Source organism: Solidesulfovibrio aerotolerans (genome assembly GCF_009856865.1).
Classification (GTDB): domain Bacteria; phylum Desulfobacterota; class Desulfovibrionia; order Desulfovibrionales; family Desulfovibrionaceae; genus Solidesulfovibrio; species Solidesulfovibrio aerotolerans.
Genome location: NZ_WVUD01000003.1, coordinates 163,312 through 186,186, shown reverse-complemented (window position 1 = coordinate 186,186; position 22,875 = coordinate 163,312). Strand labels below are relative to the sequence as shown.

General features: G+C 63.7%; 19 protein-coding genes. 6 read left to right on the top strand and 13 right to left on the bottom strand.

Going from position 1 to position 22,875, the window contains the following annotated elements; translation table 11 throughout:
* Positions 1 to 24 precede the first annotated feature (24 nt).
* From GTA51_RS03605 to GTA51_RS03545, 13 genes are all read right to left on the bottom strand, one after another.
* The gene (locus GTA51_RS03605) at positions 25 to 855 is read right to left on the bottom strand and encodes a MinD/ParA family protein (protein ID WP_160958758.1); all 831 of its coding nucleotides are present in this window, start codon (positions 853 to 855) and stop codon (positions 25 to 27) included.
* Positions 856 to 862: 7 nt separating this feature from the next.
* On the bottom strand, positions 863 to 1,762 hold the full coding sequence (locus GTA51_RS03600; RefSeq protein ID WP_160958756.1) for a GGDEF domain-containing protein: 900 nt from the start codon (positions 1,760 to 1,762) through the stop codon (positions 863 to 865).
* Positions 1,749 to 2,859 (bottom strand): peptide chain release factor 2 gene (prfB, locus tag GTA51_RS03595; RefSeq protein WP_160958754.1). Its coding sequence is split into 2 segments (ribosomal slippage): positions 1,749 to 2,783 and positions 2,785 to 2,859, totalling 1,110 coding nucleotides; the frame shifts between segments, so codons are not numbered across the junction. Before prfB ends, GTA51_RS03600 begins: the two co-directional genes overlap by 14 nt.
* 18 nt (positions 2,860 to 2,877) lie before the next feature.
* The gene (gene lnt / locus GTA51_RS03590; RefSeq protein ID WP_160958753.1) at positions 2,878 to 4,404 is read right to left on the bottom strand and encodes an apolipoprotein N-acyltransferase; all 1,527 of its coding nucleotides are present in this window, start codon (positions 4,402 to 4,404) and stop codon (positions 2,878 to 2,880) included.
* Between the two features lie 304 nt (positions 4,405 to 4,708).
* Positions 4,709 to 5,527: a hemolysin family protein gene (locus GTA51_RS03585; RefSeq protein WP_160958751.1), complete on the bottom strand. Its 819-nt coding sequence runs from the start codon at positions 5,525 to 5,527 to the stop codon at positions 4,709 to 4,711.
* Between the two features lie 150 nt (positions 5,528 to 5,677).
* Positions 5,678 to 6,760 (bottom strand): PilZ domain-containing protein, encoded by a 1,083-nt coding sequence (locus GTA51_RS03580; protein ID WP_160958749.1) that lies wholly within the window; start codon positions 6,758 to 6,760, stop codon positions 5,678 to 5,680.
* Between the two features lie 41 nt (positions 6,761 to 6,801).
* Positions 6,802 to 8,664 carry a tRNA uridine-5-carboxymethylaminomethyl(34) synthesis enzyme MnmG gene (gene mnmG, locus GTA51_RS03575; RefSeq protein ID WP_160958748.1) on the bottom strand — a complete coding sequence of 621 codons (1,863 nt, stop codon included), beginning with the start codon at positions 8,662 to 8,664 and terminating at the stop codon, positions 6,802 to 6,804.
* 104 nt (positions 8,665 to 8,768) lie between these two features.
* Complete coding sequence (glpX, locus tag GTA51_RS03570; protein ID WP_160958746.1) at positions 8,769 to 9,752, bottom strand: class II fructose-bisphosphatase; 984 nt, start codon at positions 9,750 to 9,752, stop codon at positions 8,769 to 8,771.
* Between the two features lie 154 nt (positions 9,753 to 9,906).
* Positions 9,907 to 11,901 (bottom strand): transketolase, encoded by a 1,995-nt coding sequence (gene tkt / locus GTA51_RS03565; protein WP_160958745.1) that lies wholly within the window; start codon positions 11,899 to 11,901, stop codon positions 9,907 to 9,909.
* 32 nt (positions 11,902 to 11,933) lie between these two features.
* A complete protein-coding gene (rpiB, locus tag GTA51_RS03560; protein ID WP_160958743.1) occupies positions 11,934 to 12,389 on the bottom strand; it encodes a ribose 5-phosphate isomerase B in 456 nt (151 codons plus the stop codon).
* Positions 12,390 to 12,424: 35 nt separating this feature from the next.
* Positions 12,425 to 13,252 (bottom strand): hypothetical protein, encoded by an 828-nt coding sequence (locus GTA51_RS03555; protein ID WP_160958741.1) that lies wholly within the window; start codon positions 13,250 to 13,252, stop codon positions 12,425 to 12,427.
* Positions 13,252 to 14,955: a tetratricopeptide repeat protein gene (locus GTA51_RS03550; protein ID WP_160958740.1), complete on the bottom strand. Its 1,704-nt coding sequence runs from the start codon at positions 14,953 to 14,955 to the stop codon at positions 13,252 to 13,254. Before GTA51_RS03550 ends, GTA51_RS03555 begins: the two co-directional genes overlap by 1 nt.
* A 77-nt stretch (positions 14,956 to 15,032) precedes the next feature.
* Positions 15,033 to 16,061 (bottom strand): sigma-70 family RNA polymerase sigma factor, encoded by a 1,029-nt coding sequence (locus GTA51_RS03545; RefSeq protein ID WP_160958738.1) that lies wholly within the window; start codon positions 16,059 to 16,061, stop codon positions 15,033 to 15,035.
* Between the two features lie 194 nt (positions 16,062 to 16,255).
* On the opposite strand from GTA51_RS03545, the gene GTA51_RS03540 reads away from it, so the two are divergent.
* From GTA51_RS03540 to radA, 6 genes are all read left to right on the top strand, one after another.
* The gene (locus GTA51_RS03540) at positions 16,256 to 18,670 is read left to right on the top strand and encodes a homocysteine S-methyltransferase family protein (RefSeq protein WP_160958736.1); all 2,415 of its coding nucleotides are present in this window, start codon (positions 16,256 to 16,258) and stop codon (positions 18,668 to 18,670) included.
* Positions 18,671 to 18,754: 84 nt separating this feature from the next.
* Positions 18,755 to 19,228 (top strand): TlpA family protein disulfide reductase, encoded by a 474-nt coding sequence (locus GTA51_RS03535; RefSeq protein WP_246197940.1) that lies wholly within the window; start codon positions 18,755 to 18,757, stop codon positions 19,226 to 19,228.
* Positions 19,225 to 19,692, top strand: coding sequence for an N-acetyltransferase (locus tag GTA51_RS03530; protein WP_160958734.1), 468 nt, complete (start codon positions 19,225 to 19,227; stop codon positions 19,690 to 19,692). Before GTA51_RS03535 ends, GTA51_RS03530 begins: the two co-directional genes overlap by 4 nt.
* Positions 19,693 to 19,734: 42 nt before the next feature.
* Complete coding sequence (gene hpt / locus GTA51_RS03525) at positions 19,735 to 20,253, top strand: hypoxanthine phosphoribosyltransferase (protein WP_160958733.1); 519 nt, start codon at positions 19,735 to 19,737, stop codon at positions 20,251 to 20,253.
* A 60-nt stretch (positions 20,254 to 20,313) separates the two neighbouring features.
* A complete protein-coding gene (locus GTA51_RS03520; RefSeq protein ID WP_160958731.1) occupies positions 20,314 to 21,348 on the top strand; it encodes a DUF3426 domain-containing protein in 1,035 nt (344 codons plus the stop codon).
* 1 nt (position 21,349) lies between these two features.
* Complete coding sequence (radA, locus tag GTA51_RS03515; protein WP_160958729.1) at positions 21,350 to 22,684, top strand: DNA repair protein RadA; 1,335 nt, start codon at positions 21,350 to 21,352, stop codon at positions 22,682 to 22,684.
* Positions 22,685 to 22,875 lie beyond the last annotated feature (191 nt).

Sequence of the window (22,875 nt, the reverse complement as noted above, 5' to 3'; positions counted from 1 at the left end):
AAAAAAACCGGTGCCCGTCAAGACTTACTTGCGGATTATCGGTATTTTTCCAAGCACTGGCGCATCAACCAGGGCTTGCTGGCGCTGTTGGCGGACCCGGTGGAGCTTGACCGCCCCGTTGACGATGTCCTGGGCGGCCGGGCTGCGCGGGGCGTGGCGCAACAGCGGTATCTGGCGTCGCACCGCAGCCGGCAGGGCCGGATCGGACCGCACGCCGCCAAGCAGGATCGGCTCAAAGCCCAGGAAATGGTTGCAGGCGGTGGACAGGCGGGTAAACGTGGCCTGGGTGTCGGCCGGTCCTTCCACCTGATTGACGATGATATGGAAGTCGGTAATCCCGTACTGGGTGTGGAGCACCTTTATTACGGCGTAGGAGTCGGTGAGCGAAGTGGGCTCGGGGGTGACGACCAGCACGCGCAATTGGCTCATGGCGGCCACGGACAGGATGGTCTGGGAAATGCCGGCCCCAAGGTCGAGCATGAGATAGTCGTAGCTGCCAAAGACCTTGTTGAGCTTATGGAACAGGACTTCGCGCATGTCGTCGTCCATTTCCAGCATTTCCGGCACACCGCTGGCGGCGGGCAGGAAATCGAAGCCGCCCGGCTCCACGGCCAGGACCACTTCCTCGGCAGTCACATCGGGCCGAAAGAGATCCTGGAGATTTTTTTCCGGCGACAGACCGAGGAGCACATCGACGTTGGCCAGGCCCACGTCGAAATCCATGAGCAGGATGCGGTGGCCGGCCCTAAACAGCGCGTAGCTTAAATTCAGGGCGAGATTGGTTTTCCCCACGCCACCCTTGCCGCTTAAAATAGCCACGGACAGGGTGGCGTTGGGATTTTGGGCTTCGGACATAGCCATGTCATCCTTTGGTTGAACCGGTGAACAGGAAGCGTTTTTCGTCGGCCCGCACCAGGGTGTTTTCCGGTGGTGCCGTGAGGTCGGCGATGGGGGCGGAAAAGAGTCGGTCCTTGCCTTGGGCCTTGGCGGTGTAAAGGGCCCCGTCGGCCAGGGCGTAGAGCTTTTCCAGGGAGATGGGGTATTTGCCCTTGGTGCAGGCCAGACCGGCTGAAATGGTCACGCGCAGGGGCGTATCCACGCCGTCGCAGACAATGCGCAACGACCGGGCCGACTCGATGAGGCGTTCAATAACCCCTTCGGCCCGCATAAGGCCGACGCCGGGCAGGATCAGGGCGAATTCTTCACCGCCGATGCGCGCCGCGTAGTCGTAGGTGCGCTTTTCAGCGGCCAAAAGCGCCCCGATGGTTTCCAGCACCCGGTCGCCGCAGGGATGGCCATACGTGTCGTTGACCAGCTTGAAGTCGTCAAGGTCCAGCAGCACCAGGGCCAGGGATTGGCCGGAACGGGCCGACCGGATAAGTTCGGCACCGAGAATGCGCTCGAAAGCCCCCCGGTTGTACAGCTTGGTCAGGGGATCGTGCTCGGAGAGAAAGACCAGCTCCTCAAGCGTCTGCTGGATGCGGGTCAGATAAGGGAAGGGATTGGCCGACAGGGGCAGGGCCAGCCAGTCGCGCAGATCCCGCCGGTTGCGCAGGCACTCCCACTCCGGCAAGGTCAGGCCCGAGCACAGGCGCATGATGATCAGGCCGTCGCCTTCGGTGGCGCAGGCCGGTTTCTCCACCGGTGCCAGCATCTGGCGCAGGGCCTCAAGCTCGGCCAAAAGAGCCTCGTCCGGAAAATCCGGCACACAACCGTTGGCTTTGCCGACGGCCGGGGCGTCGGGGTCGTTAGCGGGTTTCATTGCCGGCGCTGAGCAAAAAGCCACGGATGAACTTGTCCAATTCGCCGTCCATCACCGCGTCAACATCGCCGGCATCGACGCCGGTACGATGATCCTTGACCAATCTGTAAGGCTGCATGGTGTAGGTCCTTATCTGGGAACCAAAGCCGATGGCGTTTTTGGAATCGTAATTTTCCTGCTTTTCGGCCTGGATCTTTTTCAGTTCCAGATCGTAGAGCCGGGCCTTTAACACCTTCATGGCCGATTCGCGGTTGCGGTGCTGCGACTTCTCGTTCTGGCACTGCACCACGATGTTGGTGGGCAGGTGGGTGATACGGATGGCCGAGGAGGTCTTGTTGACGTGCTGGCCGCCCGGGCCGGAAGCCCGGAAGACATCCACGCGCAGATCATCCTCTTTGATCTCTATGTCGATATCTACGCCAGCATCGGGGTAGACGTCTACAGAGGCAAAGGAAGTATGTCGCCGCCCCGAGGAATCAAACGGTGAAATCCGGATCAGGCGGTGGATGCCTTTTTCAGAGGCCAGCAGACCGTAGGCATAGGGACCGGAAATCTGCAAGGTGACGCTTTTCACCCCTGCTTCATCGCCGGGCAGGAAATCGAGCAGCGTGACGGTAAACTGCTTGCGTTCGGACCAGCGGCGGTACATGCGCAACAGCATTTCAGCCCAATCCTGGGCCTCGGTGCCGCCGGCTCCCGGATGGATTTCCATGATGGCGTCGGCGTTGTCCTCGGGACCGAAAAAGGCGGCCAGTTCGGCATCGGCCAGTTCAAGCCGCAAGGCCTCGATCTGTTCGGCCAGGGCGTCGAGCACTTCGGGGCTGCCGTCGTCCTTGGCCATGCCGAGCCATTCGTCGAGATCGGCCCGGGCGGCCAGCAACCGCTCGGCATCGCTCACCTTGGCCGTCAGGACGCTTTTCTCCCGCAAGATCGGGGTCATGCGTTCGGGGTTTTCCCAGGCACCGGGTTGGGACAGTTCCAATTCGATAACGCTTAGGCGCTCGCGGCTTTTGGCCAGGTCAAAGACGCCTCCAGAGTTCCTCAAATTTGTCCAAGAGTTCGGTACTCTGGGTGCGCAGCTCCGAATATTGCAACATGGTGACGTGATCGCTTGCTTAAAGGGTTAGATCCCGGGGACGCATCTGCGCCCGGCGGGCGGGCAGCAGCAGGGCGGTCAGGCCGAGCACCGCGAAAAGGCCGGGGATGCCCCAGGTGATGAAAAGATAGTGCCGGTGGTACCAGGTCGTTTCCGACACGAGGGGGGTCTCCGGGCAGGGCAGGGCCAGGGCGGTAAACAAGCCACCCTGGGCCATGATGCGCCCCCGAGGATCGATCACGGCGGAAATGCCCGTATTGGTGCCTCGGATAAGCGTTCGCCCCTGTTCCACGGCCCGCAGCAGCGCCAGATCGAGATGCTGGCGCGGGGCAGCCGAATCGCCGAACCAGGCGTCGTTGGAAATGTTGACCAGGACGTTGGCCCCGGCCGCAACCCGCCTTTGGGCGAGTTCCGGAAAGATTGCCTCATAACAAATGAGCGTCCCCAGGGCAAGGTTGCCTTGCAGCAGGGGTTTGCCGTCCTGGCCGGGCCGAAAATCGCCCAGGCCTTCAACGAGCTTGCCGATAAACGTTAGAAGGTTGCCGAGCGGCACGTATTCCCCGAACGGGACGAGATGCTCCTTGTCGTAGGCTGCGGTCTGGCCGGAGGGGGCGAGGAGGTAGGCCCGGTTAAAAAGGACATGGCCGCCGAGCGAGCGCAGGTAGGCTGGCGCGCCAAAAAGCAGCGGCACGCCGGCACCGGCCGTGAAGTCCCGGATGCGCTGGGCGGGCGCATCCCCGTCCTGGTAGAAAAAAGGCATGGAGGTCTCGGGCCACACGATCAGATCCGTGGGGGCGTCGGCCACGGCCTGGCGGGACAGGGCCAGATACTTCTCGACAATTTCCGCTTCGGCCTGGGGATCCCATTTGCGGCTCTGGTCCACGTTGCCCTGGATGATGGTCACATGGGCCGTTGCGTCCTTGGGCAGCGGTTCGGCCAGCCGGCGGTTGCCGAGAAAAATGAGGCCCAGGGCCAGGACGGCGGCGGCCAGGGTCGGGCGGGAAAGGGGACCGTAGATGGCCGGGGCGGCGGCCAGGGCGGCCAGCAAACCGGACAGGCCGTAGGCACCGAGAAAGGCTGCGCCCTGAACCAGCACCGGCCACGGCGAAAAGGCGGCCGCCAGGGTGAGCCAGGGAAAGCCGGTAAACAACACGCCGCGCAGCAGTTCCATGACCGTCCAGGCGCAGGCGCAGTAGGGCAGACACAGCAACGCCGGCAGGCGCTTAATCCCAAACCGCAGGGCCACGGTCAGGGCGGCCGTGTACAGGCCAAGGACAAGCCCCATGAGCACGGGCACGGGCAGGGCGAGCAGCCAGGGCACGCCGCCGAAATCGTGGATGGGCAGGCAGGCCCAGTACAGGCTGGCCGCGGCAGACAGGGCACCGATCCAATAGCCGGCCTTGATGGCGGCCCGGGTCGAGGGAGCCCGGGCGGCGACGTAGGCCAGACCGGCCGGCAGCAGCAGCACCAGCACAGGCAGACGGGAGAGGGGATTGGCCAAACCGAGCCAGGCTCCGGCAATGGCCAGTAGGGCAGCTATGGTCACGGTACTTCTTTTTTTAACCTTTTGGGGTTGTGGCGGCGGGGCGGCCCGGACAGGCAGGCGATCCCCGGGGAAGCGGCCAAACGGTCCCTGTTCGTCCGCGCTTCGGGGGCAGCGGGGCAACGCAAATGGACCCCGGGGACGGGACCGACCGTGGGGCAAGGCGGCAAACCGCTCAAACCGTCAGGGAGCCGGGGGGGCTGGAGGCCGGGTGTCTCCCCGCCCCGGCCGGACCCGTTCGGTGGCGCGGCCCCCTTGCCGCCCGCGTACAGGATGCGCCCCGGTCGGACCGCGTCGGCGTGGCCGGTCAATCGCCGGCCGGTTCGATAACGATCCAGCGGATCTGGCGGCGGTCGGCCTCGCGGATGGTGAACCGGCGGCCTTCCAGGGTAAACGCGTCGCCAGGGCGGGGCACCCGGCCGGCCAGTTCGGTTAAAAAGCCGCCGATGGTCTCCACCTGCTCCGACTCAAGCGACAGGCCCAGGGAGACGTCGAGATCTTCGAGCATGTAGCGGCCGGAGACGAGATAGACGTCCTGGCGCAGCTCCTTGATTTCCTCGGGCTTGCTCGGATCGTGTTCGTCTTCGATCTCGCCGACGATTTCTTCCAGCACGTCTTCCAGGGTAAGCAGCCCGGAAGTGCCGCCGTATTCGTCAAGGGCGATGGCCATGTGCTTTTTTTGATTGCGAAATTCCAGGAGCATCTTCTTGAGATCCAGGGTCTCCGGGATGAAAAGCGCCTCGCGCATGATGTCCCGGGGGTCCGGCGTTTCGCTTGCGGCCGGCAGGATGTGGCTTAAGATGTCCTTGGCGTAGAGCACGCCCAGGATATTGTCCCGGTTGCCTTCATAGACCGGGATGCGCGAATGGCCATGGGTCTTAATCAGCGCGCACACGGCTTCCAGGCCGTCGTCGACCTCGGCGCAGACAATGTCCGGGCGGGGCACCATGATGTCGGACACCTGCTTGCCTTCCAGCCGCAGGATGTTGAGCAGCATGGAAGCGTCTTCCTGAATGATGGAGCCTTCCGCCTTGGCTTCAAGGATCAATTCTTCCATGGAAATGCTTTTTTGGCGGAAAAACTTGGTCAGGGCATTCCAAAACCGACCATCGGAATCGTCGTCCAACCTGGTCCTCCTTGGCGGGTCGTGCCGTCAGGCGCGGCACGCTATAGTCCGCATTGTGCGTCGATATAATGACAATGCTGGAAAAAAACGTTTGTTAAATACCCAAAATTCCCAGGGGAGTCCATGCCTCTGTTAGGGCGGTTGCGCCGCCTATTCCCCGCGCTGGCGGTAGATGGCCAGATGCCGGCGAAAGGCCCAGTCGTCCAGGGCCGGCACTCCCGTCGCCGCCGGCTTCCAGGACAGCGGCTCACCGGGCATGTCGCCCGGCACGCCAAAGCTCATGATGCGAAACCCCATGACCACAAGCCCCATGGCCTGTGGGTCGCCGTAGATGTTTTGCAACCGCAGGGCCAGATGAAACTCCATGGGCTGCCCCGCTTCCGGCTCGGCCAGGAGCAGGCGGATGATGAACCGGGAGGCGGGTTCAAACAGCCGGTGCTGGCGGCGATAGGCGTCATGCTGGAGTTCCAGGCGCAGGCCGCCGCCGGAAATGTTTCGCACCTCCACGTCCGGGGTGTCGAGCTTGGGGTCAAGGCGCAGCAGCGGTTTGCCCCAGGTGGCCGGATCGCCAAAGCGTCCCCGGATGCTCTTGATGGTGGTCTCGTGCCACATGTCCAGTTCCAGGATGCACTCGCGTGGCGGCTCCACCCGCAAAAAACCGCGCTTTTGCTCCAGCTCAAGGCGGGACGGCCAGTCCAAGAGCATGCGGATGAACGTATCGCCGGCCTTGTTGACGGTCAGAATCGGGGCCACAAAATTGTAAAAGCTGTGCAAATCCTTTTTCGGGTCCAGGCGCAGACGGAAGTCGCAGGCTACCAGCTTGCCAACCCAGGTCGGATTGGCGCGCACCAGCGAGGTCATTTCCAACTCGATGCCCCGCCCCGGCGTGGCGGACAGGATGGTGGCGTCGGTGGAGCGCGCCCCGGCATCGTCGCGGACAAAGCTCACCCGGACCTTGCTGCGCTGGGTCAGGGCCGTTTCCACCAGGGCGCGGACCTCGCCCGGGCCGGTGATCCAGGTGCTGGGCACGATGCCGGGAGACTGGTTGCGTCCCTTGATCATAAGGCCCAGGGCGATGAGGAGAAAAAACGTGGCGAAAATGGCGGCCATGAGAATGAGCGCTTCCGGGGAGGCATGGCCGGTGTTGGTGGCGTCAAGCATCCTGTCCCACCAACCGGGGTCGAAAAGGCTTAAAAAAGCCGGGAGATCGCCGAAACCCCTGAAATACGCCATGAATCCGTCATATGCCATCGTCGTGGCCGGCACAAGGGGGCCTAGGCGCTCTTGGCGTGCTTTTTCAGATGTATTTCCAGGCAGGCCACCGCAGCCGGAGTCACACCGGAAATGCGCCCGGCCTGCCCCAGGGTGCGCGGAGCCACCCGGGCAAGCTTTTCCACCACTTCCCGGGACAGCCCGGAGACGGCGGCATAATCCAGGTCCGCCGGCAGGGCGACGGCCTCATGGCGGCCCGAGCGCCCGGCCAGCTCTTCCTGGCGCTTGAGATAGCCTTCGTATTTGATGCGCGTCTCGGTCTCGACAGCGGCCTCGGGATGCAATTCGGCCAAGGGCGGCCAGAAGCGGACCAGATCGGCCAGGGTGACATCCGGGCGGCGCAGCAGTTCGTCCAGGCGCAGACTGCGATCCGCCGGCCGGCCGCCAAGGGTGGTCCAATCCGCATCGTCGCACTCCCCGGGTCGCACCCGGCGTTCGGCCAGACCGGCCATGGCCGCGGCGATGGCGGTTTCCTTGCGGCAGGCGACATCCCATTGCTGCTGCCCAACCAGCCCCAGTTCCCGGCCGATGGCGGTCAGGCGGGCGTCGGCGTTGCCTTCGCGCAACAGCAGCCGGTGTTCGGCCCGGGAGGTAAACATGCGATAGGGTTCGCTGGTGCCCTTGGTGACCAGATCGTCCACCAGGACGGCCATGTAGGCCTGATCGCGGCCCAGCAGAAACGGCGGGCGGCTGGTCAGGGCGCAAAAAGCATTGAGCGCCGCCCACAGGCCCTGGGCCGCCGCCTCTTCATAGCCTGAGGTGCCGTTGATCTGGCCGGCCAGATAGAGGCCGGGCAGCACCTTGGTCTCCAACGTGGGGGTCAACTGCACCGGGTCGGCATAGTCGTATTCGATGGCATAGCCCGGCCGCACGATGCGCGCGTTTTCCAACCCCGGGATCGTGGCGATGAGCGCCTTTTGCGTTTCGATGGGCAGGCTGGTGGAGATGCCGTTGGGATAGATTTCCGGGTTGTCCAGGCCTTCGGGTTCCAGAAAGACGTGGTGGCGGTCGCGTTCGGGGAACCGGGCCACCTTGTCTTCCACCGACGGGCAATAGCGCGCCCCGGTGCCCTGGATAACGCCGGTGAAAAGGGGCGAGCGCTCAAACCCGGCCCGTATGGCGGCGTGGGTGGCTTCGTTGGTGTAGGTCAGATAGCAGGGAACTTGGGGCAGGACCGGGCCGGGGCCGTGGAAGCTGAACCCCGGAGGCGGGGTGTCCCCGGGCTGGGCCACGGTTTGGCTCCAATCGATGCTTTTGGCCAGCAGGCGCGGCGTGGTGCCGGTCTTGAGACGCCCAAGTGTTAGCCCGTGATGGACCAAGCTGGCGGACAACCCGTCCGAGGGCGGATCGCCGAGCCGGCCGCCGCGCAGTTGGGTCAGCCCGATGTGGATCAGCCCGCCAAGGAACGTGCCGGTGGTGATTATGACGCTGCGGCCGGGAAAGACCTCGCCCGAGGCGGCCCGAACCCCGCATACGCGGCCGCCCTCGGCCAGAATTTCCTCCACGCTGTCCTGGCGCACGGCCAGATTGTCCTGGGCAAAGATATCGCGTTTGACCACCCGCATGTAGGCGTCGCGGTCGATCTGGGCCCGTGTTGCCCGAACAGCCGGCCCTTTGCTGGTATTGAGCGTTCGAAACTGGATGCCGGCCGCATCGGCCCACAAACCCATGCGGCCGCCCAGGGCGTCGATCTCGCGGACCATATGCCCCTTGGCCAGGCCGCCGATGGCCGGATTGCAGGACAGATGGCCGATGCGGTCCACGTTTTGGGTGAGCAGCAGCGTGGCCAACCCCAGCCGGGCCGCGGCCATGGCCGCCTCGCACCCGGCATGGCCGGCCCCGACAACGATGCAATCGAAAATCATGGAATGAAAGCCTCCGCAGGAGCGATCAGATTTTCCCGGCGCAGGGGTCCGGGGGGATCATCCCCTGGCCGGCGCAGGCGCTCTCCGTCTCTCCCGCTCTTTCGCTAATCGTATTTAACGGCACTTATTTCCATGAGTTTATCCAACCGAATGCGCGTTTCGATGCGGCGCATGGTGCCGGTCTTGCCGCGCATGACCAGGGAGCGGGTAATGGCGTGGGTGCCGGTGAATTCGACCCCGTCGAGGAAGGTGCCGCCGGAGATGCCGGTGGCGGCGAAATAGGTGTCGTCGCTACGCACCAGCGTTTCTTCGGTAAAAATCTGGGAGCAGTCGATGCCGGCTTCGGTAAGCGCCGCCTGCTCGGCTTCGGATTGAGGATCAAGCCGGGCCAAGAGCCGCCCGCCCAGGGCGCGGATGGCGCAGGCGGTCAGCACGCCTTCCGGGGTGCCGCCGGTGCCAAACATAACGTCCACCACGTTTTCGGGGTCAACGGCCATGAGCGACCCGGCCACGTCACCGTCGGTGTGCAGTTGGATACGGGCGCCAATCGCCCGGATTTCCTGGATGAGCACCTTGTGGCGGGGCTTGTCCAGGACAAAGACCACCAGATCGTCCACGTCCTTGCCCAGGGCCTTGGCAATGTTTCTGAGATTGTCGCCGACCGGCGCGTCCAGGTCGGCCACGTTCTTGGCTTGGGACGGCACCACCAGCTTTTGCATGTAGTAGCTGGGGCCGGGGTTGAACATGGAGCCGCGCGGGGCGATGCCGACCACCGAGATGGCGTTGGGGCGGCCGTAGGCCAGCAGATTGGTGCCCTCGACCGGATCAACGGCCACGTCCACGGCATGGCCCTGGCCGCTGCCCACCCGCTCGCCGTTATAGAGCATGGGGGCTTCGTCTTTTTCGCCTTCGCCGATGATGATGACGCCGTCGATGGGCAGGGTGTTAAACGACAGGCGCATGGCGTCCACGGCGGCCTGGTCGCCGGCGTTTTTGTCGCCCCGGCCCAGCCAGCGCGAGGAACTAAGCGCCGCCGCTTCCGTGACGCGTACGAGATCCAAACCAAGATTTCTGTCCGGCGCTTCCATGGCAGGCTCCTTTTTAAAAGAGGTATGGGGAAGCCGGCCCTGGCAGAGCGCTTTTGGGCGCAGACAGTGGGCCTGGATTCCAAACGGCCCCGAAAGCCGAAGCTTTCGGGGCCGAGTTTGTAACGGTCAGGCGGGCAAGTCCCCGTCTGGATGGTTATTTTTTGTCCCAGGCCTTTTGGATGGCCGCGGCCAGGGCCGGGGGCGTAAAGCCGTAGGCTTCGGCCAGCTTCTCGGCCGGGGCCGAGGCACCGAAATGGGAGATGCCGTGAATCCGGTCCATGGAGCCGGTGTACTGGCACCATAATTCCGGCCGGCCGGCTTCCGTGGCAAAGCGGAAGGAGACTTCCGGCGGCAGGACAGCCTCTTTGTACTCGTCGGGCTGCTCGTTAAAAAGCTCCATGCAGGGGATGCTGACAATGCGGATGGCCAACTGCGGCAACAGCTTGGCCGCGGCCATGGCCAGGGAGACTTCCGAACCGGAGGCCAAAAGGATCATATCGGGCTTGCCATCGGCAACATCGGCCAGCACGTAGCCGCCGCGTTTGACGCCCTCGACCAGCCCCGGATAGACGGCATGGTCCAGGATGGGGAGGTTTTGCCGGGTGAGCAGCAGGCAGGTGGGCCGGTTGGTCCGGGTCAGCGCCACTTCCAGACAGGAACAAGTCTCGTTGGCGTCGGCCGGACGCATGACCAGCATATTGGGAATAAGGCGCAGGGAACTGGTCTGCTCAATGGGCTCGTGGGTGGGGCCGTCCTCGCCGACATAGAAGGAATCGTGGGTGAACACGTGCAGGGCCGGGATGCGCTGGAGCGCGGCCATGCGCAGGGCGTTTCTTTCGTAGTCCGAAAAGATAAGGAAGGTGGCCCCAAAGGCCATGAGTCCGCCATGGAGCACAATGCCGTTGACAATGGCACCCATGGGGAACTCGCGCACGCCAAAGCACAGCGTGCGGCCAAGGGGTTTTTCCGGGCTGAAAACGCCGGTCACCGCGCGGAATTTTTCGGTCTGGTTGGAGGGATCAAGGTCGGCCGAACCGCCGACCAGCAGCGGGAACTGGTCGGTCAGGGCATTAAGCGCCGCTCCCCAGGCCGACCGGGTGGCCACGGCTTTGGCCGGATCGAAGGCCGGCCAGGCAAAGGTGCGGTTGCCGGGCGCGCGTTTGGACTGCCGCCACAAATCCTCAAAGGCGGCGTCGCTGGCCAGGCGGGCTTCCAGGGCCTTGTCCCAGGCCTTGCGCGCAGCGCTCAGTTCCGGATAGCGGGCGCGGAAATGCTGACCCACTTCGTCCGGCAGGTAGAAAGGCTTGTCTTCAGGCAGCCCCAGGTACTTTTTGGTGGCCGTGATCTCGGTATCGGAAAACGGCGCGCCGTGGGAGGCGCTATCGCCTTCCATGGTGCTGGCCCCTTTGGCGATGGTGGTGAGGCCGATGATCATGGACGGCCGGCTGGTTTCGGCCCGGGCTGCATCCAGGGCGGCGTGAATGGCGGCATGGTCATGCCCGTCGATTTCAACGACGTGCCAGCCCATGGACTCAAAAAGCGTCTTGTAATTGGTGTGGTCGCAGATGGCCACGGGGCCGGAGAGCTGGATCTGGTTCCTGTCGAGCATGACGATAAGCCGGCCCAGGCCCCACACGCCGGCCAGGGCGGCCGAACCCTGGAACACCGGGGTCTGGACGTCGCCATCGGAGGAAAGGACATAGGTGTATTGGCCGGCGATGTCCTCGCCCAGACGCTGCCGCAGCATGACTTCGGACACGGCCATGCCGACGGCCATGGAAAAGCCCTGGCCCAGGGGACCGGTGGTGCATTCGACGCCGGGGGTTTCGTAATTTTCCGGGTGGCCTGGGGTCTTGCTGCCAAACTGGCGGAAATGTTGCAGGTCTTCCATGGTGAGAAGGCCACGCAGATGGAGCAGGGTATAGAGCAGCATGGACTCGTGGCCGGCGGACAGGACGAAACGGTCGCGGCCAAACCACCGGGGATCGGCGGGATCGAAGCGCAGATAGTCCTTGAAAAGCACATACGCCATGTCGGCCGAGGACATGGCTCCGCCGGGGTGGCCGGACTTGGCCTTGCGGGTGGCGTCCATGATGAGGCCTTTGATGACGTTGACGGCCTTGGCGTCGATGGCGGCGGTGGTGGTCATGGAGGGATCCTCGGAAAGAGCAGTTGAGGGTTTTAGGCGTCGCAAGACGGGCAGCAGGTTTCGATCATGTCCACGCGGCGTTGATGCCGGCCGCCTTCGAAGGCCGTGTCCAAAAAGACATCGGCGATGGACGCGGCCAGACCCTGGCCGATAACCCGCTCGCCCAGGCACAGGACATTGGCGTCGTTGTGCAGGCGCGTCATGCGGGCCAGGTATTCATTCAGGCACAGGGCGGCCCGGATGCCGGGTATGCGGTTGGCGGCCATGGACATGCCGATGCCCGTGCCGCACACCAGGATGCCGGCGCTGCCGGGGGTGCCCAGCAGGCTGGCGCACACGGCTTTGGCGAAATCGGGATAATCAACACTTTTGGCTTCGGTGGGGCCAAGGTCGGTGACGTTGTGGCCGGCGGCGCGCAGATGGGCGACAAGGCTGGCTTTGAGTTCCAGGCCGGCGTGGTCGGAGCCGATGAAAACAGTTTTGGACATAGTCGCAACTCGCAGTCTGGTTGCCGTGGGGCGGTTTAGAGGTCCGGCAAAAGGCCCTGGTCCCCGGCGGCGTCCAGGGGACGGACGACGACGCTTGGCGGGACAGGCAATTCCAGGTCAACGGCCGGGTAGGGGGCCGGGCGGGGCTGCAGGGTCTTGACGCGAAGGGTCAGCGTAGCACCACCCGGCGTGGTCAGCACGAGCCGGCGGGCCACGGGTGCGGCCATGCCCGGCAACACTTCGTTGTCTTCGAAATCGACGCGCCAGGGTTCCACGCCCCGGCCGGTCAGATGTCGCGGTTTGCCCTGGAAGTCAAGGGTGAGGCTGGACAGGCGCGGGTCGCTGGAAAAGCTGTATTCGTACCCGTCGGCGACTTTTTTTGATGTGGCGAAACGGGCCGGGGCCAGCTCGCCCAGGCGTCCGGAAACAATGGCCGCCAGTTCCCGCAGGGTAAAGGGCAGGGGCATGCCCAGGCGTGAGGCTCCGGCCCGGGTGTCGGCGTGGGTGAAAAGCGTGTCGCGGGCCGGGACAAAGGCCGTAAATTCGCCGCCGGTTTCGCGCAGATGGGCGTACGCCCCGCCCATGGTCGTGGTCAGATCCAGCCGCACGGGGGTGGCGTAGTTGCCGAAAAAGCGGTAGTTGAGCCGCCCACTTTTGCTGCCCCGCGCAAAGCTTAAGGAGCCGGCCAGGGAAAAGGCCTGGGCCGGTTCGTTTTTGGCCTGATTGGCCAAAAAGGTCTGGTAAACGGCCTGGACCCCATCGGCAGTCGGAGCGGTTGGTTTGATGGTGGCGCAGCCCGAGACCCAGACGGCCAGGGCGGCCAGCACGAAAAGGCGCGGCAGGAGCGCGGCACAGCGCGGCATTACAGGGCCTCCAGCTTCTTTTTGACAGCGGCCGGGGTTTCGGAGCCCAGTTCCAGGGCGCTGCGATAGGCTTTCTGGGCCTCGGCCTTGCGGCCGGCGGCAGCGGCGATGTCGCCGTAGTGCTCCCAGATAATGGCGTCTTTGACCTTGTGGTCAATGGCCTTTTCTATGGCGGCCAGGGCATCGTCCAGGCGCTTGAGCTTATACAGCGCCCAGGCTTTGGAATCGAGGAAGAAGGGGTTGTCCGGCTCTTTTTCCAGGGCCTTTTCGATCATGCCCAGGGCGCGTTCCAGATCGCGGCCGTCTTCGGCCAGGGAATAGCCGAGGTAGTTGAGGGCATCGGCATGGCCGGCGTCCTTGTCCACGATGCGCTCCATGACCGCCTTGGCCTCGTCGCGGCGCTTGAGTTTTTCCAGGGCCACGCCGTAGCGGTAGAGCAGATCGAGGTCATCGGGCCAGGTGATAAGCGCCTCTTCCAGGGTCTTGGCCGCACCGGCGGTATCGCCGGCCTTGTCCTTGAGGGCCGCTTCCAGGCCGGCAAATTCGCGGCGGTCCGGGAAGCGTTCCCGGGCTTCGCGCACCAGCGACCGGGCCGCCGGCAGATCGCCGATTTCCGAGGCAATCTGGACGCGAAGGGTCAGGCTTTTATCATAGTTGGGATTTTCCGGCGACACCTGGGCCAGGATGCTCATGGCCGCCTTGGGATTTTTGTCGCCGTCATAGGCCAGCACGGCCTTGTAAAAGGGCAGATCGGGACTGGCCGGATCGGCTGCTTCGAGCAGGCCGAACACCTGTTTGGCCTGTTTGATATAGCCGCCGTCGACCAGGGCCGACATGGCGTCGAGATATTGGGATTTGCCAGTCTGGCCGTCTTTGAGCAGCGACAGGGCCTTGGCCGGATTTTTCTGGCGGATGGCCAGACGCACGAGCTTGGCCCGGACTTCCGGGGATTCCTCGCCCAGGCGAAGCATCTCCTGGTAGGCCTCCTGGGCACCCTTGAAGTCGTTTTCGGCTTCGAGCAAACCGGCCAGATCCGCCCAGGCAACCATAAGCCCGGCGTCTTGGGCGACGGCGTTGCGCAAATAGCGGACGGCGTCCTTGGGTTGTCCGGCTCCGGCAGCGGCTTTGCCCATGAGATAATACACGGTGGCGTCGCGTTCGGTTTCCGGGATGCGCCCCAGCAGCCCGGCCGCCTCTTTGTTGCGGCCGGCGTCGATGCAAAGCGAAGCCAGTTCCTGGACAGTGTCGGCATCGGCCGGATGGGTCGACAGAAACGTTTCCAGGACTGCTATCGCCTCGTTGTTGAGGCGGCGCATCTGGTAGGCGTTGGCCAGATAGAAAATGACTTGTCGGTTGCCCGGGAAGTCGGTCCGGGCTTTTTCCAGGGTTGCCGTGGCTTTTTCCCGATCATTTTGGCCCCAGTACAAATTGGCCAGCTCGATGGCCAGATCGGGCGAGGGGTGGGCGGCGTCGAGTGCGGCCAGGATTTTGGCCGCTTCGTCCTTGCGACCCTGGCGCAAAAGATCCTGGTAGATCAGAAATTGGTAGCTGACCTCCGCCGACGAGGTCAGCCCCCGGGCGGCATGGGCCGTGCGGGCCAGACGGCTGGAGGCGCAGGAATTGGACAACAGACACGGTAAAAGCGCCAGCACCACCAACAAAGGCAGGCGTGCCGCAGCGAGGCGATTGCGTACTTCAGACATAACCGGCATCCGTTGCGGCGGCAGGGGCGTTGTCAGCCGGCCCGGGGCCGGAGGGGAAACGTCCGGCGCGCACGCCGCTATTCATCCTTGTGGATCCAATCCGAGGAAAAATCCTCGATGCGCTTGGACAAATGGTCCTTGAGCTTCTCCAGGAGCCGGGATTCAATCTGGCGCACCCGTTCCCGGGTGATGCCGTATTTGGCTCCGATCTCCCGCAGGGTCACCGGGGAGTCGGAGAGGATTCGATTGTCGAGCAGGTCGATCTCTTTTTCGTTGAGCTTGGGTCGGATCGCCTGGATATGTTTGTCGAGCTGCTGCGAAATCTCATCGCCAGCCAGGATTTCCTCGATGCCGGGGGTCAACGCCGGGAGAAAATCCAGCCGGGTGGTGGTGGTGTCGTCGCCCAGCGACACGTCCAGGGACAGGTCGTTGCCGCTTAGCCGCTGATCCATCTCCACGATGTCGGATTCGGTGACGTTTAAGGCCTGGGAGAGCTGGGAGGCGCTGGGGTCAAAGCCCAGGCTCTGCAAGCGCTGGCGTTCTTTGTTGAGGTTGTAAAACAACTTGCGCTGGGCTTGGGTGGTCCCGATCTTGACCATGCGCCAGTTGTCCATGATGTATTTAAGGATGTAAGCCTTGATCCAATAGGCGGCGTAATAGGAAAACTTGATGCCCTTGTCCGGGTCGAACTTGGTGACGGCCCGCATGAGGCCGACGTTGCCTTCCTGGATGAGATCCAGCACATTTTGCATCCAGCGGCGCTGGAAATCCATGGCGATTTTGACCACCAGCCGCAGATGGGAGGAAATGAGCCGGAACGCAGCCTTTTGATCATTGGCGTCGCGAACCCGTCGGGCCAGTTCCTGCTCTTCCTCGGGCTTGAGCATGGGAAACTTTCCGATTTCACGCAGATAGAGCTGCAGCGGATCGCGGGTGGAAAGGGCTCCTTCCGATCTGGCCCGGGGAACTGACAACTGGAAATCATCATCGGGATCGATGTCAAGGGTTGGCGAATCGGGGTCGTCAGCCTCCTCGAACGCGTCGGGTTCGACAGGGGCCTGGTCCGTATCTTCCGGGGAAATGTCTTGATCGTCTTGAAGTTCCATCAGATAATGACCGTGTTTGCGGGTGCGGTCGCACCGCTTGGGTTTGCCGGGCTAAGGGCCTGTGACAGCATAGGGGCTGTCTCCCATGCCTACCCTTCACTGTAAACTTTTGGTTTGTCCTTTTCAATGTTTTTCAGTAGACGGTCCGCGTTTCGGTTGCGACGGTACGCCGCAGACACGCACAAGGAGGCTTCGTGGGCGATTTCAGAAAAGCGCTGGGCGACGACGGGCTGCTCATTTTCGACGGGGCCATGGGAACACTGCTCCAGGGCCGGGGACTGGCAGCGGGGGAATCCCCGGAACTGTTCGGTCTGGCCCATCCCGATGCCATCATGGCCACCCATCGCGAATATGTCCAGGCCGGCTCCCGGGTCATCACCGCCAATACCTTTGGCGGCACCCATTTCAAGCTGCCCCCCGGCACGGATGTTGTGGCGCTCAATCGTGAAATGGCCCGGCTGGCCCGGCAGGCCGCCGGTCCGGGCGTGTTTGTGGCCGGCTCCGTCGGTCCCACCGGCCATTTTGTCGCACCGCTGGGCAAGGCCAGCCTCAGCGATCTGGTGGCCGCCTTTGCCGAGCAGATTCGCGGTCTGGCCGAAGGGGGCTGCGATCTGATCATTGGCGAGACCCATTTCGATCTGGCCGAGGCCAAAGCCGTCATCCTGGCCTGCCGGCAGGTCTGCTCCCTGCCTGTGGCCATGTGCATGACGTTTGAGGGCGCGGCCAGCCTGACCGGTTCCAGCCCCGAGGTCTTTGCCGACGCCATGGAAAATCTCGGCGTCGATCTGATCGGCGTCAACTGCGGCCAAGGCCCCGACGACATGCGGCTCGTCGGCGAGGTCTTTGCCCGCCGTCTGGCCACGCCCTTTTTCGTCAAACCCAACGCCGGCATGCCGCGTCTGGAAAACGGCGTAACCGTTTTCCCCATGGGACCGGCGGAGTTTGCCGAAAAGACCGCCCGGTTCGCCGATCTCGGGGCCAAGGCCCTGTCCGGCTGCTGCGGCACCACCCCGGCCCATATTGCGGCCCTGGCCGGGGCTTTGGCCGGGCGTTCCTACAAACGCGCCGACACGCCCGACCGGCCGGTCCTGGCGGTCACCGCCCGTTCCACCACCGTCTGTGTCGGCGGGAAAAGCCCCTGCGCCCTTATTGGCGAGCGCATCAACCCCACCGGCAAGCCCGAACTGGCCGCCGAACTGGTGGCCGGAGAATTTTCAAAAGCCCTGGCCTTTGCCGAGGAGCAGACGGCCGCCGGGGCGCACATCCTCGATGTCAACGTGGGCGCGCCCATGGTCGATGAGGTGGCTGTGCTGCCGGGGCTGGCCCTGGAGCTGGTCAAACGCCAGCAACTGCCGCTGTGTCTGGATTCCAACAACGCCGACGCCCTGACCGCCGGCTTGTGGGCCTATCCGGGCACGCCGCTTATCAATTCCATCAGCGGCGAACCCGGGCGCATGGAGCGGCTGGGGCCGGTGTGCCGGGATCACGGCGCGCCGTTTATTCTGCTGCCGCTCAAAGGCCGCAAGCTGCCGGTCACGGCGGCCGAGCGGCTGGCCATCATCGAAGAATTGCTCATCCAGGCCGATTCGCTTCGCATCCCGCGCCGGCTGATCCTGGTCGATGCCCTGGCCCTGACCGTTTCCTCCAAGCCCGAGGCGGCCGTGGCCTGCCTGGACACCATCCGCTATTGCCGCGACACGTGGGGGCTGCCCACGGTCCTTGGCCTGTCCAACATCTCCTTTGGCCTGCCGGCCCGGGAGCTGGTCAACAGCGCCTTTTTCGCCATGTGTCTGGGGGCAGGGCTGGCTGCAGCCATCGCCAACCCCAACGTTGCCCGGCTCATGGAAACGTTGACTGCCGGCGAAGTGCTCCTGGGCCGCGATCCGCAAGCCGGCCGGTTTATCAGCCGCTATGCCGGCTGGAAACCGAACCAGGGCGGTGGGGGTGGCGTTGTTGCCGCTGCTGCGGTGGCCGGCGACGACGGCGAGAGCCGCTTGCGCCGGGCCGTGGTGCGCGGGCGCACCGAAGAAGTGCTGGAGCTGGTCGAAAAGGCGCTGGCCGATGGCCAGGACGCTGCAACCATTTTGAGCGACGAACTGATACCGGGTATTATGAGCGTGGGCGAGCGCTACGAGCGCAAGGAATTTTTCCTGCCCCAGCTTTTGGCCGCCGCCGAAGCCATGCGGGCCGGCTTTGCCCGTCTGGAGCCGCTGTTGACCGCCACCGCCGGGGCGGCCAAGGCCCGCATCGTCATGGCCACCGTCGAAGGCGACATCCATGACATCGGCAAGAACATCGTGTGCCTGATGCTTAAAAACCACGGCTTCGAGGTCATTGACCTCGGCAAGGACGTGCCGGCCGAGCGTATTGTGGCGGCGGCCAGCGAGCATGGCGCGTCGGTCATCGGCCTTTCGGCCCTCATGACCACCACCATGGTGCGTATGGAAGACACCGTGCGCCTGGTTCGCGAGCAGGGGCTCACCGCCCGGATCATGGTGGGCGGGGCCGTGGTCACCGAAGCCTTTGCCAAATCCATCGGGGCCGACGCCTATGCCACCGATGCCGTGGACGCCGTGCGCCAGGCCAAAGCCCTGGCCGCTGGCGCGTAGAAAAAACAACTGGCGCGGCGCGGCGCGTTTGGAGTAAATGTTCCTGGCGGCCGCGCCGCCGAATCGTTCCCCTGGAGGACGCCGTTGCCTATTCGTTCCCTTCTTATGGCCTTGCTGCTTGTCTGTGCGCCGTTATCTGTGGCCAGTGCCCAGGATACCGGCAGCATCACCGGCCAGGGCGTGCTCGATACCGTGGTCGCTGCCCAGGGCAAGGTCGTGGTCATTGATTTTTTTGCCTCCTGGTGCAAACCGTGCCTCATGGAGATTCCGGAATTTATTGAAGCCAGAAAGCATTATCCCGCCGACAAGGTGGTCTTTATCGGCATCTCCCTGGATCAAGACCCCGGGCAGTATGCCCGCTTCGTCAAACAGACACCCTTTAATTTTCCGGTCTATCTGGCCGATCCCGATGTCATCAACACCTTTGGCGTCAAGATGATCCCCAAGACCATCATCTATGACCCAACCGGCCAGCAGGCGCTCAACCACGCCGGCTTTATGCCCGGCGAGATGCTGCGCCAGGTGCTCGACAAACTGCTCGGCGGCGAAGCCAAATGAGCGATTATTTCATCCGCAAGGCCAGGATTCAGGACGTCAAGCCGATCCACGCCATGCTCATGCATTGCGCCCGCAAGGAATTTCTGCTGCCGCGCTCGTTTAATCAGCTCTACAGCCATTTACGGGACTTTTTTGTCCTGGCCGAACATGACGAGCCCGGTATTCGCGGCTGCTGCGCCTTGTCCATCTGCTGGGACGACATTGCCGAAATCCGTTCCCTGGCCGTGGACGAGAGCATCCAAAAACAGGGGTGGGGCGGCAAACTCGTGGAAGCCTGCCTGTCCGACGCCGTGACCCTTGGCATTTTTCGGGTGTTCACCCTGACCTACCGGCCGCATTTCTTCGAGCGCCTGGGCTTTGTGGGCGTGGAGAAGGAACAGCTGCCGCAAAAGGTCTGGGCCGACTGCATCCATTGTCCCAAGTTTCCGGAGTGCGATGAAAACGCGCTCATCATGGAAATGTAAGGGCCTTTTTTCGTCTCTAACAGTGCAAAAATGCAGGGAATGATGTCCGAATCATTGCGTGAAGTATTTGGCGAGGCGGCCATTGCCGCCCGGGTGGCCGAATTGGGACAGGAAGTGTCGGCGCACTTTGCCGGCCGGGACGTGGTCATGGTGGGCGTCCTTAAGGGCGCGTTGCCGTTTATGAGCGATCTGCTGCGGGCGCTTGATTTTTGTCCGGAGCTGGATTTCGTGCGGGTGGCCAGCTACGGCGCCGGCGTGGCTCCCGGCGAACTGCGGTTTCTCATGGACCTGGAGACAGATATCGCCGGCCGTCACGTCCTGCTGGTCGAAGACATTGTGGACACGGGCCGCTCATTGGCCTATCTCCTCAATATGCTTGAGAAGCGAAATCCAGCCAGCCTGACGGTCTGCTCGTTTTTGGACAAGCCGTATCGCCGCGAGGTCGCGGTGACGGTGGATTTTGTCGGATTTTCCGCCCCTCCCGTGTTCCTGGTGGGCTACGGCATGGACATCGGGGAACGGCTGCGGCGGCTGCGTGGCGTGTACGAGCTGATCCGGTAGGAAATGGCCTTGAATTTGCATTAGTTGGCCAAAAACCGCAACCGGCGTGGAAAAAACACCATGATTGTACAATGCCCGAATTGCCAGGCCAAGTTCAAACTGCCCGACGGCAAGGTTGGCCCGGCCGGGGCCAAACTGCGTTGTGGCAAATGTCGCAACGTCTTTCACGTCGAACCGCCGGCACCGCCTGAGGCCGATGGATTGGCGGATTTCGATTTTCCCGACGATCTGGCACCGACGCCCTCCAGAGCCGGGGCGGCCGGCGGCGGAGCGATTATGCCCGACGACGGCGTGCCGGCCGGACTCTTCCATTCCGAATCCTACGACGGGACCGCAACCTCCAAGAAAAAACGCGACCCGGAACCGGACGTTGAAGACGATTTTCCGGGCGCTCCGGTCAAGCCGGGGTTCAGCCTCGACGATGTGGCGGATCTGTCGCTGTCGGGCGGCCGGCCGTCAAAAGAACGACGCAAACGCTTGCTGATCATTGGCGGCGTGCTGGTTTTCCTCGTGGTTGTGACCCTGGCCGCCGTCCATTTCCTGGATTTGTGGCCCGGCAGGAAGGCCGCCAAGGACGCCGCCCAGACGGCACCGGCCGAAACCGCGACGCCGGCCGGCGAGGCTGCCAAGCCCGCCGACAAGGCCGCCGCTCCCGCAACACCGGCTGCGCCCGGTGCCCAAAAGCCCGAGGAGGCGGCCAAGGTCAAGGACATCATGCTGCAAAACGTGCGGCAGTATTACGTGTCCAATGAAAAGGCCGGCCAACTCTTTGTCATCGAGGGCAAGGCCGTCAATAATTTCAAGGCCCCCAAGGAAATGATCAAGCTTGAGGCCAGCCTGTTTGACGAGAAGGGCGGGACGCTGGCGGCCAAGGAAGAACTGGCCGGCAACACGGTGTCGCTTTTTCAGCTCCAGGTCATGACCCGCGATGAACTCAAAAACGCCCTGGCTTCCCAGGTCGGCGTGCTCACCAACAACACCAATATCGCCCCGGCCGGCGAAGTGCCGTTTATGATGGTCTTTTTTGATCCGCCTGAGGCCGTCAAAGAATTCGGGGTCAAGGTCATCGACGTCAAAGATCCGCCCCGGCAGTAGGATGGCGGTCAAGGCAAAGCGGCTTTTCGTCTGCTCCGACTGCGGGGGCACGGCCCCCACCTGGCGCGGCCAGTGTCCCCGATGCGGGGCCTGGAACACCCTGACGGAAAAGCTCGGTTCATCCCGCGTCGCCAGCCCCGACGGCCTGCCGTCCGGGCTGCCCATTGTCCTTGGGGAACACCCGGGCGCGGATTTCAAACCCTTCCCCACCGGCATCGAAGGCCTGGACCGGGTGCTCGGCGGCGGGCTCACCCCGGGCGGGGCCGTGCTCCTTGGCGGCGAACCGGGCATCGGCAAATCCACCTTGCTCCTGCAACTGGCCGGTCTGGCCGCCGCAGCCGGACGGCGGGTGGTCTACGTTTCCGGCGAGGAATCCCTGCCCCAGCTCAAATCCCGGGGCGAACGCCTGGGCGTGCTCCACGAAGGCTTGCTGGCCGCTTCCACCACCGACGCCGGGGCCACGGTGGATATTCTCGGTGCCAACCCCGCGCCGGATTTGGTCATCCTCGATTCCGTCCAGACCATGCACGCGGCCGGGGTCGAAGGTGCGGCCGGGTCTGTGTCCCAGGTCCGGGCCGTGGCCGCCGCCTGCGTGGAAGCGGCTAAACGCGGTGACGCCTGTCTGGTGCTGGTCGGCCATGTCACCAAGGACGGCCAGATCGCCGGCCCCAAACTGCTGGAGCACATGGTCGATACGGTGCTTTACCTCGAAGGCGAGCGCCGACATCTCTTTCGTATCCTGCGGGTGCTTAAAAACCGCTTCGGCCCCACCGACGAACTGCTGGTCATGGAAATGCGCGAGGCCGGCCTGTGCGAAGTGCCCGATCCCTCCACCTTTTTCCTGGGCGACCGCGATCCGGCCGTGTCCGGTTCGGCCGTGGTCATGGCCATGGAAGGGCGGCGGCCCTTTGCCGTGGAAGTCCAGGCCTTGGCCGCCAAGTCCTTTCTGGCCATGCCGCGCCGGGCCGCCCTTGGCCTCGACGTCGGCCGGCTGCATCTGCTGCTGGCCGTGCTCGAAAAGCGCCTGCGGCTTAACCTCGGCCAGACCGATATCTACGCCAAACTCGGCGGCGGCCTGAAAATCGCCGACCCGGGCCTTGATCTCGGCATTGCCGCTGCGGTCCTGTCCTCGTTTTACGACCGGCCCCTGCCGGCCGGGGCCGTCTTTTGGGGCGAAGTGGACCTCTCCGGGCGCATCCGCCCGGCCGCTGCCCAGGATACGCGCCTCAAACAAGCCGAACGCCTGGGCTACGGTCCCATCATCAGCCCCGACGCCGGCAAAGGCCGGCCCAAGGCCGACAACCTCGGTGATCTGGCCCGGCTGCTTTTTTCCTAAGCGCGCTGTGCAAAAACCGAAGATGCCTCCGGCGGCCAAAGGGCTGAGCCCTTTGGAATCCCACCTGAAAGGCAGGGGGTTAAAGGGGAACGGCGTTGCTGTTATGGTTGGTGGGACGAAAATGCATTTGCCTCGGGTAGGCAATGCCACAGGACAAGCTTGACGGGAACCACCGTAGGGCCGACGGCATG